The organism is Sinomonas sp. (assembly GCF_036848755.1).
GTDB lineage: Bacteria > Actinomycetota > Actinomycetes > Actinomycetales > Micrococcaceae > Sinomonas.
This window is the reverse complement of record NZ_DAIUJO010000026.1, coordinates 1-16,445: the sequence shown is the minus strand read 5'-3', so window position 1 is coordinate 16,445 and position 16,445 is coordinate 1. Positions and strand designations below refer to the sequence as shown.

The window sequence follows — 16,445 nt, the reverse complement described above, 5'->3', positions numbered from 1 at the left end:
GATCAGAAGTAGTAGGGGAAGGCGGACCAGTCGGGGTCGCGCTTCTGCAGGAATGCGTCGCGGCCCTCGACCGCCTCGTCCGTCATGTACGCGAGCCGAGTCGCCTCGCCCGCGAAGACCTGCTGCCCGGCGAGGCCGTCGTCGGCGAGATTGAACGCGAATTTGAGCATCCGGACCGCCTGCGGGGACTGGCGGGCAATGTCCGCCGCGTACTCGAGGGCGACCTCCTCGAGGCGTGAGTGCTCGACCGCCTCGTTGACCGCGCCCATCGCGACCATGTCCTCGGCCGAGTACTCGCGGGCCAGGAAGAAGATCTCCCGAGCACGCTTCTGCCCGATCTGCCGGGCGAGGAGCGCGGAGCCGTAGCCGGCGTCGAACGAGCCGACAGTCGCGTCCGTCTGCTTGAACCTGCCGTGCTCCCTGGAGGCGATCGTGAGGTCCGCGACGACGTGCAGGGAGTGGCCGCCGCCAGCCGCCCATCCGTTGACCACGGCAATGACCACCTTGGGCATCGTGCGCATGAGCCGCTGCACCTCGAGGATGTGGAGCCGCCCCGCGCGGGCCGGATCGATGGTCTCGGCCGTGTCCCCGGCGGCGTACTTGTACCCCTCGCGCCCCCGGATACGCTGGTCGCCTCCCGAGCAGAACGCGTGGCCGCCGTCCTTGGGGGAGGGCCCATTGCCCGTGAGGAGCACGGTTGCGACGTCGGGCGTCATGCGGGCGTGGTCCATCGCGCGGTAGAGCTCGTCGACCGTCCCCGGGCGGAAGGCGTTGCGGACCTCGGGACGGTTGAACGCGATGCGGACCGTGGGGAGGTCCCGGATTATTGCGCCGTCCGGGTCGCGCTCGACCTGGCGGTGGTAGGTGAGGTCCTCGAAGTCGAAGCCCTCGACGACGCGCCAGCGCGTGGGGTCGAAGATGTCGGAGACTCGCTCAGGCAGGGCAGGCGCGGCGGAGGCAGTCACGCGTGAAAGTCTAGTCGCGCGCTCTGGGGCGCCCGTTCGTTTCGGGTGCGCAAGCCAGCGGCAACGGGTGCGAACGGCGAGCGGCGCCCTACGAGATGCAGAACTCGTTCCCCTCGGGATCTGCCATCGTGTACCACGAGTGCGGCCCCTCTGCGGCCTCCCACAGGAACGTCGCGCCGCGCGCCTCGAGGCTCGCCCGCACTGCGTCCTTGTCGTCGCCGTCTAGCCGGACGTCCCAATGCACCCGGTTCTTGCCGGTCTTTCCCTCGGGGACGGTCTGGAAGAGGATCCGACGGCGATCGCGGCGGCCGAGTTCCTCCTCCGGCGCGATCGCCTGGGCGCTCACCCACACGAGGACCCCGTTCCGGATCGTCGTCTCGTCCTCCGACGCGTAGCCCTCCGCGATCATGCGGCGGATGAAGTCTTCGTTGCTCGGTTCGACTGCCCAGCCGAGCGTCTGGGCCCACCATTCCGCCTGTGCGTGCGCGTCGCGCGCGTCCACGACCATTTGGATCCCGTATGCCATGGCTCAAAGCTAGGCTCCGCGTCCGGTCTGGGGAAGGGGAGTGGCGCTTGACAGTGCGGGGTGGGCCCCCCACCCTTGAACCCATGGTCCGCTGATCGCTTCCCTTCCCTGTCACGAAGTTCTGGGCACACGCGTGCCCGCGATCTGCACGAAGCGAGGCCTCATGCGACCTTCTTCCGGTTCCCTTCCTTCCGGCCCGATGCCTTCCGGCAGCCCTACCCGTTCCGGCAGCCCCACCCGTTCCGGCGCCGTCCACCTCACCGTGTCCGGCGTGTCCCACGGCTACGGCGACCGTCTCCTGCTCGACGGCGTCAGCCTCGTCATCGCGGACGGCGAGCGAATCGCCGTCGTCGGCGAGAACGGAGCTGGCAAGTCGACGCTCCTGCGGCTCCTCGCGGGCGAAGAGCGCCCCGACGCGGGCGTCGTCGCCGTCCACGGGCGGGTGTCGCGGCTCCCGCAGACCCCGGATGGCGCCACGACCGTCGGCGAACTGCTCGCCCGGGCCGAGGCCTCCGGAGACGAGGACGACGGCGGGGCGGCCGCAGGAGTGCGGGCCCGGACCGCGTTCGAGCGGCTCGGCGTGGGGCACCTCGCGCGCGGGGCCTCAGATCGGACGCTGGCGGGCCTCTCGGGCGGCGAGGCCGAGCGTGCCGCGCTCGCGGTCGCGCTCGCCGACACCGCGCCGATCCTGCTCCTGGACGAGCCGACGAACCACCTCGACGCCGACGCAGTGGCGTGGCTCGAGGCCGAGCTGGCGGGGCGCCCGGGAATCGTGGTTGCGGTCTCGCATGACCGCGAGTTCCTCGCACGGTTCGCGCGGACCATCCTCGAGGTGGACGCCGATCGCCGAGCCGTGCGCCGCTACGGCGAGGGCTACGCGGGGTACCGGGCCGAGAAGCTTCGCGAGCGCCGCGCGTGGGAGCTCGATTATGCACGATGGGTCGCGGCGAAGGAGCGCGAACACGCGAAAGCGGTTTCTGTCCTGGGCCGCGTCGCCTACGGGCGGATGACGGACAAGGACAAATCTGGGTTCAACTACTTCGGGCAGCGCGTGAGCGCGGCCGTTGAGAGCCAAGTCCGTTCGGCGCGCGAGCGGTTGCGGCGGCTCGAGGCCGAGCCGGTCATGCCGCCGCCCCGGCCCCTGCATCTCGCGGCCGCGTTCTCCGTGGACCGCGGTGCGTCCCTCGCGCTGCGCGGCGTCTCCGTGCCGGGTCGGCTCCGCGCCGTCGACGTCGCCGTACCCTCTGGCGGTCGGCTTGCCGTGACGGGCCCCAACGGCTCAGGGAAGACCACGCTGCTCCGCATCCTCGCGGGACGCCAACGGTTCGAGGGCGCCATGGAGGTGCGGCTCGCGGCGGGGGCGGACGACGACGCGCCCCGGGGCGCCGTCGTCGGACTCCTTCCACAGGAACTCGCCCAGCCCGCCGACCCGCACGCCCGCCTGCTTGCAGCCTTCGCGGCCGGCCTCCCCGGAGACCTCGACGAGAACGCCGAGGCGCTCCTGCACCTGGGACTCTTCCGGGTCGAGGACTTCTTCGTGCCGGTCGGGTCGCTCTCTGCAGGCCAGTACCGCCGCCTGGCTCTCGCCCGTCTGCTCTCCCTCCAACCGGAGCTGCTCCTGCTCGACGAGCCGAGCAATCACCTCGCGCCGCTTCTCGTGGGGGAGCTTGAAGAGGCGCTCGATCGGTACCGCGGGACGCTCGTGGTCACGAGCCACGACGCAGCGCTCCTCAGGTGGTTCGCGGGGACGGGCGGCCGCGAGCTACGACTGGAGCGAGGAGAGGTTCAGCGTGTACAGCAGCACCACTGAGAGCAGGTTCTTGAGGGCGTGGAGGGAGATGCTGAACGCGAGGTTGTTGCCGGTCCACGCGTAGGCGAACACGAGAACGGCCCCCAGCCCGAGGTACGGGGCGAGCGTCTGGAGGGTGAAGGCGTCGCTGCTGAGGACGTGCAGCGACGCGAAGAGGACGGTCGACAGGACGTAGCACACCCACCGGTTCAGGTAGAGGCTCAGCTTGCCGATCATGAGGTGCCGGAAGATGAACTCCTCGACGAACGGGCCGAGGATCACCAGCAGCGGCACCGTGAACCACCAGGGCACGCCTTCCACGACAGTCTGGACGCTCTCCTGGTTCTGCGAGATCTGCGCGCCGCCCGCAAGAGTCACCACGATCGCCGTCACCACGAGCATGGCGACGAGCATGAGCGGCAGGATGCCGATGGTGAACCAAGGGCGGGAGGCGAGGATCCGCACATCGCGCGAGACGTAGGCGTGAGCGGCGATGACGGCGACGATGAATACGACTCCGTACACCCCGAGGTTGAGGAGGTAGGAGCCGATCACCGGGTTCGCCCGGAGCCAGGCCACGTCCTCGAGCGGCAGGAAGGCCGCGGCCAGCGGGAGGAAGGCGTAGAGGACGACGGCGAGGGCGTCGGTTCCCGTGAAGCGCCCGAAGCGCCGGGCCGGGGCCGGGTCTCCCGGCCGACGTCGTGCAGGAGGCATCGAATGTACAGTGCGCATTTGCCGGTGGAACGAGCGGGCGGCCGAGAGCGTTCCGGCGTCACGGGTTGACCAGGTGGGCGTCCCGGGTAATCTTTATAGAACGAACGGTCGGTAATTTAGTTCAAGGATGTGCTTATGGCTGAGGCCTTTCTGATCGGCGGCGCGCGGACTCCGGTGGGCCGGTATGGCGGTTCGCTTTCGTCGGTGCGCCCGGATGATCTGGCGGCGCTGACGGTGAAGGCGGCCGTGGAGCGTGCCGGGATCGACCCGGGTGCGGTGGATGAGGTGATCCTGGGCAACGCGAACGGGGCGGGGGAGGAGAACCGGAACGTGGCGCGGATGGCGTGGCTGCTGGCCGGCTACCCCGACAGCGTTCCGGGCATCACGGTGAACCGGCTGTGCGCCTCGGGCCTGTCGGCGGTCATCATGGCCTCGCACATGGTCAAGGCCGGCGCGGCGGATCTGGTGGTCGCGGGCGGCGTGGAGTCGATGTCGCGGGCGCCGTGGGTGATGGAGAAGCCGGAGAAGGCCTTCGCGAAGCCGGGGGCGGTGTTCGACACCTCGATCGGGTGGCGTTTCACGAACCCGACGTTCCTCTCCGGTGAGCTGTCCCGGGGCGGGAAGGCGACGTTCTCGATGCCGGAGACGGCGGAGGAGGTCGCGCGGGCGTTCGGGACCTCGCGCGAGGACTGCGACGCGTTCGCGGTGCGTTCGCACGAGCGGGCCCTGGCGGCGATCGCGGCGGGCCGGTTCGAGGACGAGATCGTGCCGGTGGCGGTCACCGGGCGCAAGGGCGCGCAGACGGTGGTGGACACGGACGAGGGCCCGCGGCCGGGGACGACGATGGAGGTCCTCGCGACGCTGCGCCCGGTCGTGGCGGGCGGGTCGGTGGTCACGGCGGGGAACGCGTCGAGCCTGAACGACGGGGCGTCGGCGATCGTGGTGGCCTCCGAGGCGGCGGTGGAGCGGTACGGGCTGGCGCCGCGCGCGCGGATCCTGGAGGGGGCCTCGGCCGGGGTGGCGCCGGAGATCATGGGCATGGGTCCGGTGCCGGCGACCCGGAAGGTCCTCGAGCGGACCGGCCTGTCGGTGGGGGATCTGGGCGCGGTGGAGCTGAACGAGGCCTTCGCGTCGCAGTCTCTGGCGGTGATGCGGGAGCTGAAGCTCGAGGAGGAGATCGTCAACGCCGATGGCGGCGCGATCGCCCTGGGCCACCCGCTGGGCTCCTCCGGGTCCCGGCTGGTGGTGACCCTGCTGGGCCGGATGGAGCGCGAGCTCTCCGGGGCCGGCCGGAAACTGGGGCTGGCCACGATGTGTGTTGGGGTCGGGCAGGGCACCGCTCTGGTCGTGGAGGGGGTGTGATGGGCCTGGACGCCGCCGGGTTCGCGGCCCTGCGCCTCGAGGAGCGCGAGGACCGCCTTCACGTGCGGCTGCACCGCCCCGAGGTGCGCAACGCGATCGATCAGGCGATGGTCGACGAGCTGCACGCGGTGTGCGCTCACCTGGAGGCGGATCCGAAGGTCATGATCCTCTCGGGCACCCCAGCGGACCCGGCGACGGGCGCGAAGGGGGTCTTCGCCTCGGGGGCGGACATCGCCCAGCTGCGCGAGCGCAGTCGTGACGACGCCCTGGCGGGGATCAACTCGACCGTCTTCGACCGGATCGCCAAGCTCCCCATGCCGGTCATCGCCGCCCTCGACGGCTACGCGCTCGGCGGGGGCGCAGAGCTGGCCTACGCGGCGGACTTCCGGATCGGGACCCCGGCCCTGCGGATGGGGAACCCCGAGACGGGACTGGGGATCATGGCCGCGGCCGGGGCGACCTGGCGCCTGCGCGAGCTCGTGGGGGAGGCGATCGCGAAGGAGGTCCTCCTCGCCGGACGGGTCCTGACCGCGCAGGAGTGCCTCGAGGCCGGCCTCGTCACCGAGCTCGTCGAGCCGGGGGAGCTGCTGGCGGCCGCCGACGCCCTCGCAGACCGGATCGCGGCGCAGGACCCGCTCGCGGTGCGGATCTCCAAGGCCGTCTTCCACGCCCCGCGCGGGGCCCACCCCGTGATCGACACCCTGGCCCAGGGGATCCTGTTCGAGTCCCAGGCCAAGTTCGAGCGCATGCAGGCATTCCTCGAGAAGAAGAACAAGAACGGGAAGAAGCAGCCATGAACATCGGAGACGCGCTCAACGAAGCCCTCGGCGAGAAAACCGCCCCGGCCGTGCCGCTGGCAGCGGGCCTCCCGGCCACGGTCGGGGTCCTCGGCGGGGGGAGGATGGGGGCCGGGATCGCGCACGCATTCCTCGTCAAGGGCGCCAGGGTCCTCGTCGTCGAACGCGACGAGGACGCCGCCCGGGGCGCGCGGGAGCGGGTCGCCTCCTCTGTCGCGGCCTCGGTGGAGCGCGGCGCCGTGAGTGCGGGCGCCGAGGCCCTCCTGGCGGACTTCGCGACCTCGGTGGACTACGCCGACTTCGCCCTCTGCGACCTCGTCGTCGAGGCCGTCCCCGAGGACCCGGGCCTCAAGGCCACAGCCCTGGCCGCCGTCGAACGCGAGATCTCACCGCACGCGTACCTGGCCACGAACACCTCCTCCCTCTCCGTGACCGGCCTCGCGGCCTCGCTCGAGCGGCCGGCGCGGTTCCTCGGCCTGCACTTCTTCAACCCGGTCCCGGCCTCGGCCCTCATCGAGGTCGTCGTCGCCCAGGACACCTCCGAGGAGACCCTCGCCGCGGCCCGCGGCTGGGTCGAGGCGCTCGGCAAGACCGCCGTCGTCGTCAAGGACGCCCCCGGGTTCGCGTCCTCCCGCCTTGGGGTCGCGATCGCGCTGGAGGCCATGCGCATGCTCGAAGAGGGCGTCGCGAGCGCGGAGGACATCGACAACGCCATGGTCCTGGGCTACAGGCACCCGACCGGGCCGCTGAAGACCACCGACATCGTCGGCCTGGACGTGCGCCTGGGCATCGCCGAATACCTCCACCAGACCCTCGGCGAGCGCTTCGCCCCGCCCCGGATCCTGCGCGAGAAGGTCGCCAACGGCGAACTCGGCCGCAAGACCGGAAAGGGCTTCTACGACTGGACCTGACCTCATCCGCCGCATCGCAACGGTAGGGTCTGCACATGACTGAGCGGGCTGGCCAGAGAAGGGACGTCCCCCACGAAGGCGGCGCCGTCCAGTGGGAGGGGGCCGTGAATGCCCGGCGGGTGCTGGGCTCGGTCTATCGGATGGGCCGCAGCGAGTGGCTCACCGAGCGGGGCTGGCGGCAGATGTACGACGACGGCGTCCGGACCGTGATCGACTTGCGGAACCCGGGCGAGCGGCGGCGGAGAGCGAGCGACCCCGAGGTGCCGCCAGAAGCCATGGCGGGCATCGAGGTCGTGAACGCTCCCACCGAGGACCCGGAGCACCCCGAGCTCGCGGACCTGTTCGCCCGTCAGGTCCCGCCTTACCTCAACCACCCGAACGGCTACGCGGGGGTCGTCCGGCTCTTTCCCGAGCGGATCGCCGCCGTGTTCCGGGCCATCGCGGAGGCGCCGGGCGGCGTCGTCGTCCATTGCTCCGCGGGCCGTGACCGCACGGGGATCATCGTGACCCTTCTGCTCCAGCTCGCGGACCCTGCCGTCGCCCAGGAGGCGGCCGCCGCGCAGTACGAGGCGAGTGTCCGGAGCATCAACGAATGGCACCGGATCAGCCCTTTCAAGCACCCGTACGAGCGCTACCAGGAGGCCGAGGAGCTCGAGCCGATCCTCGCTGAGCGGCAGGCGGCGCTTGCCGAGTTCGGGGCAGGGATCGACGCCGAGGAGTACCTCTTGGAGCACGGGCTCACGCGCGAGGAGCTCGCACGGGTGCGCCAGAAGCTCGCCTCCTAGTCCGATTGCCGAACCCGGCAGGCATTTGTCGAACGGCGGGGTACGGCGTCGGATCCATCTCGCGGACTCCGTACTGGTTGTGTATCCTAGAGCCATTACCGAACGGCCGGTCAGTAATTGGTGCTCCTGCACGCAGGGGCCGGCCGGCCCCGGAGACCCCATCGGAAGGAACGTCGACGATGACCACTGCCGCGGCAGAATCCGTCCAGACCACGATCGTCCCGAGTTACGTCCTCGACGCCTGGTGGACACCTGAGACCGGCGCGGCAGGCAAGGCCGCCGAAGTCCGCGATGCGAGCACGGGCGAACTGCTCGCCGCGGTGAGCACCGAAGGGCTCGACCTTGCCGCCGTCGTCCGCCACGGGCGCAGCGTCGGCCAGGCGGCCCTCGGCGCGCTCACCATCCACGAGCGGGCGCTCAAGCTCAAGGAGCTCGCCCAGTTCCTGAACGGCCACCGCGACGAGATCTACGACCTCTCCTACAAGACCGGCGCGACGAAGCTCGATTCGATGGTCGACGTCGACGGCGGCATCGGAGTCCTCTTCACGTTCGGTTCCAAGGGCCGGCGCGAGCTCCCGAACAGCCAGGTCATCATCGACGGGCCCCTCGAGACCCTCTCCCGCGACGGTTCGTTTGTGGGCGAGCACATCTATTCGCGCATCCCGGGCGTGGCGGTCCAGATCAACGCCTTCAACTTCCCCGTGTGGGGCATGCTCGAGAAGTTCGCGCCCGCGTTCGTCGCCGGCGTCCCCACGATCGTGAAGCCCGCGACGCCCACCGGCTACGTGACCGAGGCGGTCGTTCGCCTCATGATCGAATCCGGCATCCTCCCCGCAGGCTCGCTCCAGCTCATCTCCGGCTCGGCGAGGACTCTCCTCGACGAGCTCGACTACCGGGACATGGTCTCGTTCACGGGCTCGGCGTCGACGGCCAACCTGCTCAAGTCCCATCCGAACGTGGTCCACGGGGGCGTCCGCTTCACGTCCGAGACGGACTCGCTCAACGCGGCCATCCTCGGACCGGACGCCGAGCCGGGCACCCCGGAGTTCGAGGCGTTCGTGCGTTCGGTCGTCACGGAGATGACGGTCAAGGCGGGCCAGAAGTGCACGGCGATCCGCCGCACGATCGTGCCGAAGGAGTTCGTTGAACCGATCGTCGCCGCGATCGGCGAGCGCGTCACCCAGAAGGTGGTCCTCGGGGATCCCCGCGCCGAGGGTGTGACGATGGGTGCGCTCGCCTCGGTCGGCCAGCTTGAGGACGTGCGGGACGCTGTCCAGTCGCTCGTGGCCGCGGGCGCGCAGATCGCGTGGGGTTCGCTCGACGCCCCCGAGGTCATCACGCTCGACGGCGCCAAGAGGACCGTGCCGGACGGCGCCTTCATGGCCCCCGTGGTGCTCACCTGGAACGACGTCCGCGCGGCGGCGCTGCACGGCACCGAGGCGTTCGGGCCGGTCTCCTCGGTGGTCGGCTACACCTCCATCGAGGAGGCCATCGAGCTCGCGGCCCTGGGGTCCGGCTCGCTCGTCGCAACGGTCTGCACGAACGATCCGGAAACCGCCCGCGCGCTCACGCTCGGCATCGCGTCGCATCACGGCCGAGTGCTCGTGCTCAACCGCGAGGACGCCCGGACCTCGACGGGTCACGGCTCGCCCGTCCCGCACCTCGTCCACGGCGGTCCCGGCCGGGCGGGCGGAGGCGAGGAACTCGGCGGGATCCGCTCGGTGAAGCACCACATGCAGCGCACGGCGATCCAAGGCTCGCCCAACATGCTCACGGCCGTGACGGGCGTGTGGCACAAGGGCGCCGACCGCCGCCTCTCGGACCCGACGGATCCGGCGACGCACCCCTTCCGCAAGTCGCTCGCCGAGCTGCGGATCGGCGACGCCGTCCGCTCCGGGTTGCGTCAGGTGACGCTCGAGGACATCGCGCACTTCGCCGAGGAGACCGGCGACAGATTCTACGCTCACACCAACGAAAAGGCAGCAGCCGCGAACCCCTTCTTCCCGGGGATCGTGGCGCACGGGTACCTCCTCGTGAGCTGGGCCGCAGGGCTCTTCGTCTCCCCCGAACCCGGGCCGGTTCTGGCCAACTACGGCCTCGAGAACCTGCGCTTCCTGACCCCCGTTCCCGCTGGCGATTCGATCCGCGTCACGCTCACGGCCAAGCAGATCACGCCGCGCGTCACCGACGAATACGGCGAGGTCGCATGGGACGCCGTGATCGAGAACCAGAACGACGAGGTGGTCGCGACCTACGACGTGCTCACCCTCGTGGCGAAGGAGTGGCCAGCCTAGAATGGGTGGCGTCAGTTCACCCTCGTGGAGGTGTGCCATGAATCTGGCAACACGACCCGCAACAACAATCCTGACGGTAGCCGACGAGGCTCGCGCCAAGGACTTCTACGGGGGAGCGCTGGGGCTCCCAGTTCGCGGAAAGGACCCGACCGGGATGCTGATCTTCGGTCTGGACGGATCCGCCTCGCTTGGCCTCATGGTGGATCCCGAAGCGATCCACACGGGCCACACCGCCCTCACGTTCGAAGTCGATGACATCGAAACGGCGATGACGGATCTCGAAGGGCACGGCGTGCACTTCGAGGACTACGACCTCCCCGACCTCAAGACCGACGAACACCATATCTTCGCGGCGGGCGACGAGCGTGCCTCGTGGTTCGTGGACCCGGATGGGAACATCCTGTGCCTCCATCAGGGCGGGACGGTCGAATACAACATGTGAACCCGTCGCACGCCCCGGGTCTCCATGGGGGCGGACGACGGCGGAGGGCCGGGCTGGGTGCCCGGCCCCCCGGCTGTCCGGGCTGACCGCTCAGTCCCAGACGGCGTCCCAGACAGCGTCCCAGACGGCCAGGCGCTCAGCGCGAGAGCGAGGAAGTCGGGCTCGGCGAACTCGTCGTGCTGCTCTGGCCCCCGTAGATCATCGAACCGTCAGGTGCGACCACGTACCAGACGCCCGCGACGCCCTGCCCGGTGGCGGATCCCGAGCCGTTGTCCTTCGCGTAGTAGTAGATCGGCATGCCGTTGAGCGTGATCTGCTTGCCGCCGTCGGCCGCGGGCATGCTGCCCACCTTGGCGGTGATTCCCTGGACCTGGGGGGTTTGGTCGCCGCTCTCCACGGCGGGCCACAGGAGCGCGCAACTGCCGAGGCACACGCTCTTCGACTCGCCCGCATTGTCCAGCGTGTACATGTACACAGGGTCGCCGTTGCTGTCGACGATGATCTTCTGGCCGTCGACCGTCGCCGTCCTGAGGCTCGTCGTGGTCCGCGATGAGGCCTGCGGTTCCAGGTTGCCCGCCGCGTAGCCGCTCGCCGAGGCGATGGGCGGCGTGGACTGCGGGGAGCCCGCGCTGCCGGCTCCGCAGCCGGACAGGGCGATGAGCATGGCCGACGACGCGGCGGCCAGGGCCAGGGAGCGGTGCTTGAACTGCATGCTGACGCCTCCGATGCTTCGTTGCGTGCGCCGCCGAAACGGCGCTTGCCTGCCACTGGTGAGCTACCCCCCACAAGACTCCTGACACCCCCGCGTGCCACTCTTTTCCCATGGCCCAGAATGACCTGCTCACCCTTCGGCGGTTCCTCATGCCCGCCCTCGGCGACGCGCCCGGGCGGGAGGGCCCGCGGCCCGATCAGGACGCGTGGTGGACGGGCCCGCGGCGCTGGTGGCGGGGCCCGCTCGACGTCGAGGGGCTCGCGCTCGGCTCGGTGGGCGCCGTCATCGCCGCGCTTGAGGAACTCGCGCGTGTTCGGGGTCTGGCGCTGGGGACCCCGTCGACGTCGTCCGCCCTGGTCTCCGGTTCGTTCAGCTCGATCTCACACCTGCGCGTCGACGGCGCGCCGCCGGACGTCTGGGCCCCGCTCTCGGGCTTCCACCCCACGGGAGACGGCTGGGTACGGCTCCATGCCAATTACCCGCACCACGCCGAGCGGCTGCTCGCGGCCCTCGGCCTTCCCACCGCCGAGGGGCTCGACGCCGCGCTCCGTGAACGGACCGCCCTCGAGGTCGAGCGGGACGTGCAGGCGGCCCGGGGGGTCGCCGGGGCGGTGCGGAATCCCGAGGACTGGGCGGCCTCGGCGATGGGCAGGGCTGTGGCGAACCGCCCGTGGATCGATTTCACGCTCGACGACGGCGCGCCTCGCCCGGCGTCCGAAGCCTTCCCGCTCGCTTCGGCGCGCCAGCCCCTGGCCGGGGTGCGCATCCTCGACTTCACGCGCGTCATCGCAGGCCCCAGCGCGACGAGACTCTTGGCCGCACTCGGCGCCGACGTCCTGCGCATCGATCCGCCGCAGCTGCCTGAGCTGCTCGACCAGCACATTGACACGGACTTCGGCAAGCGCAGCGCGCTCGCCGACCTGCGCATCCCCGAGCAGCTCGCCCAGGTCCGCACGCTCGCCCACGAAGCGGACATCGTGTTCCTCGGCTACCGGTCGAGCGGGCTCGAGCGCTTCGGGCTCGACCCGGTGTCGCTGCGCTCGGATGCTCCCCACCTCGCGGTCGTCTCGCTCAACGCGTGGGGCCTCGACGGCCCGTGGGCGGATGTGCGAGGCTTCGACAGCATCGTCCAGGCGACGAACGGGATCGCGCAGATCTACGGCGCCTCACACGACAGCTCGGGGCATCACGGCGAGCGGCGCCCCGGCGCTCTGCCGGTCCAGGCCCTCGACCACGCGACAGGGATGGGGATGGCGGCCGCGGCGGTGGCACTCCTCGCGGCCGGGGCGCGGGGCGTGACGGGATCGGCCCACCTCTCCCTCGCGACGACGGCCGCCCAGCTCTTGGGTTCCCGCAGCGAGTCAACCGAGGACGACGACGCCCCGGCCGGCGCCGCCCTCGAGGTTCCCCACCGGCGGGCCCGGAGCGCGTACGGCCTGCTCGACTTCACCCCGCCGCCCCTGCGCGTCGGCGGAGAGCAGCTCGAGTACCCGCACCCGCCAGAGCTCTACGGCACGGCAGGCCTCCGCTGGCGCACGGCCTAGCCTCACGCCGGGGCAGCTTCGGCCGTCCGACCCGTGTGCCCCAGCCGGCCATCGACCCACCACGCGAGCTCGACGAGCGCGATCCCGACTCCCGCGCACCCCAGTGCCGTCGTGGTGTAGCCGGCGTTGCTCGGGTCGAGCTCGAACAGCTCGCGCGTGAGCGGAATGGCGAACATCGCGACCGAGGCGGCCGTCATGACGCCGACGAGCCCCACCTTCCACCACGCGTACGGGCGCGCGACGATCGCGAGCACCCACAGCGCGACCGCGATCAGTGTGATGAGCGCCGAGGTGCTGGCCTGCACGTGGCTCGGGCCGCCGTCGTCGGCCGCAGAGCGGACCAGGAGATAGCACGCGAAGGATGCCAGGGCGATCACGACTCCGGCCGGGACCGACCTGCGCAGAACGCGGCCAACGAAGCCGGGACGCGCCCGATCACGGTTCGGGGCCAGTGAGAGCACGAAGGCGGGGAGACCGATCGTGAACCACCCCGTGATGGTCACGTGCCGGGGGAGGAAGGGGAAGGGGAGGGCCTCGAGGCCGATGAGGCCGGGTACGCCGACCATGAGCGCGAGCAGCACCGAATAGACGGTCTTCGTGAGGAAGAGGTTCGCGACCCGCTCGATGTTCCCGATGACCCGGCGCCCCTCGTCGACGACATGGGGGAGTGTAGAGAAGCTGTTGTCGAGCAGGACGATCTGCGCGACGGCCCGCGTCGCCGGGCTTCCCTCGCCCATGGCGACCCCGATGTCTGCGTCTTTGAGCGCGAGGACGTCGTTGACGCCGTCGCCCGTCATCGCGACGGTGTGTCCCCGCGCTTGGAGCGCGTGCACGAGCCCTCGCTTCTGCGCGGGGCTCACCCGGCCGAATACCGATGCCGAGGCGGCGACGTCGGCGAGCCGGGCGGGATCGTCCGGGAGGCTCCGGGCGTCGAGAGGGGAGCAGGCGCCCGGGAGGCCGAGCCGGCGGGCGACCGCGCCGACGGACGCGGCGTTGTCGCCGGAGATGATCTTGACTCCCACGTGCTGGGCGTCGAAGTAGGCGAGGGTTGCGGCGGCATCTGCGCGGATGGCCTGCTTGAGGACGACGAGCGCGACCGGTGTGATGCCCGGCTCTGCCTGAGCGAGGAGGAGCACCCGGAGGCCTCGCGAGGCGAGGAGCTCGGCCTCCTCGCGCTCTGGCGCATCGAGGGGGAGAAGGACGTCCGGTGCGCCGAGCAGCCACGTCCCGTGCTCCGCGTAGCGCGCGCCGCAGAACTTTCTTGCTGAGGAGAACGGGATCGTCTCCTCGATGGTCCAGCCCGGCGGCTCGGGGTACGCGTTGGCGATGGCCCGCATGCTCGCGTTGGGGTGGCGGTCTGCGGCGGCGAGGGCACCGAGAGCGCGGCGGGCGGCGTCGTCCGGGGCGCTGTGCAGGTGCGGGAACGAGCGCACCTCTGCGACCTCCATCGCGTTCTCGGTGAGCGTCCCGGTCTTGTCGGCGCACACGAGGTCGACGCGCGCGAGCCCTTCGATGGCGGGAAGCTCGTTGACGAGGCAGTTCCGCTTTCCGAGCCGGACGACGCCGACGGCGAACGCTACGGTCGTCATGAGGACGAGGCCCTCGGGCACCATCGGTACGAGTGCCGCCACCATGCCGCGCAGGGCGTCGGGCAGCGTTTGGGATCCCGTGAGCTGGTTGTACACCGACAGGAGGCCGGCGGGCACGAGCAGCCACGTGATCACCCTCAGGATCGTGTCGATGCCGTTCCGAAGCTCGGATTTCACGAGCGTGAAGCGACTGGCCTCGTCCTCGAGCTGGGCGGCATAGGCCTCCCTGCCGACCTTCGAAGCGCGGCAGAGAGCCGTGCCGGCCGCGACGAAGCTGCCCGAGAGCACCGTCGTTCCCTCGGTCTTGACGACGGGATCCGACTCGCCGGTGAGCAGCGATTCGTCGACCTCGAGCCCGTCGGCGGCCAGGATCACGCCGTCGACGACGATCTGGTCCCCCGGGCCGAGTTCGATCACGTCATCGAGGACAATCTCGAGCGGCCCGAGCTCACGGGTGTGACCGCAGCGGCGTACGCGCGGCTTGGCCTGTCCCACGATCGCGAGCCGCGCGAGGGTGCGTCTTGCCCGCAGCTCCTGCACTATCCCGACCAGGCTGTTCGCGACGATGAGGCCCGCGAAGAGCGCGTCGAGGAGCTCCCCGGTCGAGACGACGACGACCGCAAGCACTGCGAGGATCGCGTTGATGCGGGTGAGGACGTTCGCACGGACAATCTGCCAGATGCTCCGGCCAGCTCTCGGCGGCACGTCGTTCGTCAAGCCCTCGGCCACGCGCTGCGCTACGTCCTCGGCGCTCAGCCCTGACATTGCACGAGAAGGCCCGGCCCCCACCTCATTCCCCATGGGCCAACGGTAGGACTGAAGCTAGGCGGGCATCCAGCACTCGATCCACAGTGGGCCGCCCGAGGTGCGTGCCCGTGCCACGCTGGTGAGCGAGCCGTCTCCGCCGATCCGGTACACGCTCACGTGTTCGGATCGCTCCCCGCACACGAGCAGGAAACGGCCCGAGGGATCGATGGCGGTCCCGCGGGGCTGGGCCTCGGTGGGAGTGTGGCCGAGGAACTCGACGAGGCCGCCGCCGTCGACCCGGAACGCGGCGATGGTGCTCGTGGATCGTTCGCTCGCGAACAGGAAGCCGCCGTCCGGCGTGAGCCGCAGGTCCGCGCACCAGATCACACTCTGCCCGGGGTCCTGCGTGCTCGGGGAGCGCACAGCCCCCCGCGAGAGGTCGAGGCCTTCGACCGCCGAGACGATCTGCAGGAGGCCGAGGTGGCCCGTCTCGGTGTCGCGCTCGAAGACGGAGACGTCGCCCGAAAGTTCGTGCAGGACGTACACGCGGTCACCCGAGGCGTTGAAGCGCAGATGCCGCGGACCGGAGCCGTGCTCGACGGCGACGTGCCCGCTCGCGGCGATGGCGTCGTCGTCCGCGCCGCCCCGGTTCGTGCCATCGAGCCGGAACCAGCTGAGGCGATCGTCGCCGAGCGACGCTGCGTACACGAAGCGACCGTCGGGGCTCACGACCGCGCAATGGGTGTTGGCCCCCGAGGCGTAGGTGCGGACGGAACCGTCGCCGTTGCCCGGGACGGGGAACCGGATGAGCTGCCCCTCGTGGTAGGAAGCCCCGAACAGCTCATCGCGACCCGGGGCCAGGGAGACGTAGCACGTCGTGACGGGGAGATCCCGCGAGGCCACCTGCGCGGCGCCCCCGGACGTGGGATCCAGGGAGAGGGCGACGACGCGCGGCGGCACTTCGGGGGAAGGCCGGTCGATGTTGCAGGCCGCGTAGAGCATGCCCCGCTCGGTATCCAGCGCCATCGACGAGGCGTGGGAGAGGCCCTCGGTCCGGCCCAGCCGTTCGAGGGCACCGCTTTCGGCATCGAGGGCGAACGCGTCGACGGCGCCACCCGTCGCGCACGCAATGTAGACGAGGGACCGTGACACGCTCACTCCTTGCCGTTGGGATTACGCCAGTGGTTGTAGTCCATCACACGGCGTTCCTGAACTGCCCCTCCAGCCGTTGCGCCGTCAGCTCGGCAGGGTGCGGACCCTGCGGAGGT

The 16,445-nt window shown here is 70.7% G+C and carries 14 protein-coding genes; 8 read left to right on the top strand and 6 right to left on the bottom strand.

What is annotated here, in order from left to right:
- Window positions 1–2: 2 nt before the first annotated feature.
- Window positions 3–965 (bottom strand): 1,4-dihydroxy-2-naphthoyl-CoA synthase, encoded by a 963-nt coding sequence (locus tag V7053_RS06055; RefSeq protein ID WP_334171372.1) that lies wholly within the window; start codon window positions 963–965, stop codon window positions 3–5.
- An 88-nt stretch (window positions 966–1,053) separates the two neighbouring features.
- Window positions 1,054–1,491, bottom strand: a complete 438-nt coding sequence (locus V7053_RS06050; RefSeq protein ID WP_334171371.1) for a VOC family protein — start codon at window positions 1,489–1,491, stop codon at window positions 1,054–1,056.
- Window positions 1,492–1,690: 199 nt separating this feature from the next.
- On the opposite strand from V7053_RS06050, the gene V7053_RS06045 reads away from it, so the two are divergent.
- Window positions 1,691–3,301 carry an ATP-binding cassette domain-containing protein gene (locus tag V7053_RS06045; RefSeq protein ID WP_334171370.1) on the top strand — a complete coding sequence of 537 codons (1,611 nt, stop codon included), beginning with the start codon at window positions 1,691–1,693 and terminating at the stop codon, window positions 3,299–3,301.
- On the opposite strand, the gene V7053_RS06040 is transcribed toward V7053_RS06045, so the two are convergent.
- Complete coding sequence (locus V7053_RS06040; protein ID WP_334171369.1) at window positions 3,254–3,994, bottom strand: CPBP family intramembrane glutamic endopeptidase; 741 nt, start codon at window positions 3,992–3,994, stop codon at window positions 3,254–3,256. The two genes, V7053_RS06045 and V7053_RS06040, sit on opposite strands and share 48 nt — an antisense overlap.
- Window positions 3,995–4,129: 135 nt before the next feature.
- On the opposite strand from V7053_RS06040, the gene V7053_RS06035 reads away from it, so the two are divergent.
- The 6 genes from V7053_RS06035 (at window position 4,130) to V7053_RS06010 (ending at window position 10,585) form a co-directional block, all read left to right on the top strand.
- Window positions 4,130–5,356: an acetyl-CoA C-acyltransferase gene (locus V7053_RS06035; RefSeq protein WP_334171368.1), complete on the top strand. Its 1,227-nt coding sequence runs from the start codon at window positions 4,130–4,132 to the stop codon at window positions 5,354–5,356.
- Window positions 5,356–6,153: an enoyl-CoA hydratase/isomerase family protein gene (locus V7053_RS06030; RefSeq protein ID WP_334171367.1), complete on the top strand. Its 798-nt coding sequence runs from the start codon at window positions 5,356–5,358 to the stop codon at window positions 6,151–6,153. The genes V7053_RS06035 and V7053_RS06030 overlap by 1 nt, the downstream gene beginning before the upstream one ends.
- Window positions 6,150–7,064: a 3-hydroxyacyl-CoA dehydrogenase family protein gene (locus V7053_RS06025; RefSeq protein WP_334171366.1), complete on the top strand. Its 915-nt coding sequence runs from the start codon at window positions 6,150–6,152 to the stop codon at window positions 7,062–7,064. The genes V7053_RS06030 and V7053_RS06025 overlap by 4 nt, the downstream gene beginning before the upstream one ends.
- A 35-nt stretch (window positions 7,065–7,099) precedes the next feature.
- Window positions 7,100–7,849 carry a tyrosine-protein phosphatase gene (locus V7053_RS06020; protein ID WP_334171365.1) on the top strand — a complete coding sequence of 250 codons (750 nt, stop codon included), beginning with the start codon at window positions 7,100–7,102 and terminating at the stop codon, window positions 7,847–7,849.
- A 179-nt stretch (window positions 7,850–8,028) separates the two neighbouring features.
- A complete protein-coding gene (gene paaZ / locus V7053_RS06015) occupies window positions 8,029–10,143 on the top strand; it encodes a phenylacetic acid degradation bifunctional protein PaaZ (RefSeq protein WP_334171364.1) in 2,115 nt (704 codons plus the stop codon).
- A gap of 37 nt (window positions 10,144–10,180) precedes the next feature.
- Complete coding sequence (locus V7053_RS06010; RefSeq protein ID WP_334171363.1) at window positions 10,181–10,585, top strand: VOC family protein; 405 nt, start codon at window positions 10,181–10,183, stop codon at window positions 10,583–10,585.
- Between the two features lie 136 nt (window positions 10,586–10,721).
- Here the strand turns inward: V7053_RS06010 and V7053_RS06005 are convergent, their stop codons facing one another.
- Complete coding sequence (locus V7053_RS06005; protein ID WP_334171362.1) at window positions 10,722–11,297, bottom strand: COG4315 family predicted lipoprotein; 576 nt, start codon at window positions 11,295–11,297, stop codon at window positions 10,722–10,724.
- Between the two features lie 110 nt (window positions 11,298–11,407).
- Here V7053_RS06005 and V7053_RS06000 point away from each other — a divergent pair, with 110 nt between their 5' ends.
- Window positions 11,408–12,841, top strand: a complete 1,434-nt coding sequence (locus V7053_RS06000; protein ID WP_334171361.1) for a CoA transferase — start codon at window positions 11,408–11,410, stop codon at window positions 12,839–12,841.
- Between the two features lie 2 nt (window positions 12,842–12,843).
- On the opposite strand, the gene V7053_RS05995 is transcribed toward V7053_RS06000, so the two are convergent.
- Window positions 12,844–15,195: an HAD-IC family P-type ATPase gene (locus V7053_RS05995; RefSeq protein ID WP_334171360.1), complete on the bottom strand. Its 2,352-nt coding sequence runs from the start codon at window positions 15,193–15,195 to the stop codon at window positions 12,844–12,846.
- 57 nt (window positions 15,196–15,252) lie between these two features.
- Window positions 15,253–16,329, bottom strand: coding sequence for a lactonase family protein (locus V7053_RS05990; protein ID WP_334171359.1), 1,077 nt, complete (start codon window positions 16,327–16,329; stop codon window positions 15,253–15,255).
- Between the last annotated feature and the right edge of the window lie 116 nt (window positions 16,330–16,445).

Excerpts from the sequence above, each read along its gene's own strand:
- V7053_RS06020 (WP_334171365.1), top strand. The coding sequence starts at position 7,100 with ATGACTGAGCGGGCTGGCCAGAGAAGGGACGTCCCCCACGAAGGCGGC.
- V7053_RS06010 (WP_334171363.1), top strand. The coding sequence starts at position 10,181 with ATGAATCTGGCAACACGACCCGCAACAACAATCCTGACGGTAGCCGAC.
- V7053_RS06050 (WP_334171371.1), bottom strand. The coding sequence starts at position 1,491 with ATGGCATACGGGATCCAAATGGTCGTGGACGCGCGCGACGCGCACGCA.
- V7053_RS06040 (WP_334171369.1), bottom strand. The coding sequence starts at position 3,994 with ATGCCTCCTGCACGACGTCGGCCGGGAGACCCGGCCCCGGCCCGGCGC.
- paaZ (WP_334171364.1), top strand. The coding sequence starts at position 8,029 with ATGACCACTGCCGCGGCAGAATCCGTCCAGACCACGATCGTCCCGAGT.
- V7053_RS05995 (WP_334171360.1), bottom strand. The coding sequence starts at position 15,195 with ATGTCAGGGCTGAGCGCCGAGGACGTAGCGCAGCGCGTGGCCGAGGGC.
- V7053_RS06005 (WP_334171362.1), bottom strand. The coding sequence starts at position 11,297 with ATGCAGTTCAAGCACCGCTCCCTGGCCCTGGCCGCCGCGTCGTCGGCC.
- V7053_RS06030 (WP_334171367.1), top strand. The coding sequence starts at position 5,356 with ATGGGCCTGGACGCCGCCGGGTTCGCGGCCCTGCGCCTCGAGGAGCGC.
- V7053_RS06025 (WP_334171366.1), top strand. The coding sequence starts at position 6,150 with ATGAACATCGGAGACGCGCTCAACGAAGCCCTCGGCGAGAAAACCGCC.
- V7053_RS06000 (WP_334171361.1), top strand. The coding sequence starts at position 11,408 with ATGGCCCAGAATGACCTGCTCACCCTTCGGCGGTTCCTCATGCCCGCC.
- V7053_RS06045 (WP_334171370.1), top strand. The coding sequence starts at position 1,691 with ATGCCTTCCGGCAGCCCTACCCGTTCCGGCAGCCCCACCCGTTCCGGC.
- V7053_RS06035 (WP_334171368.1), top strand. The coding sequence starts at position 4,130 with ATGGCTGAGGCCTTTCTGATCGGCGGCGCGCGGACTCCGGTGGGCCGG.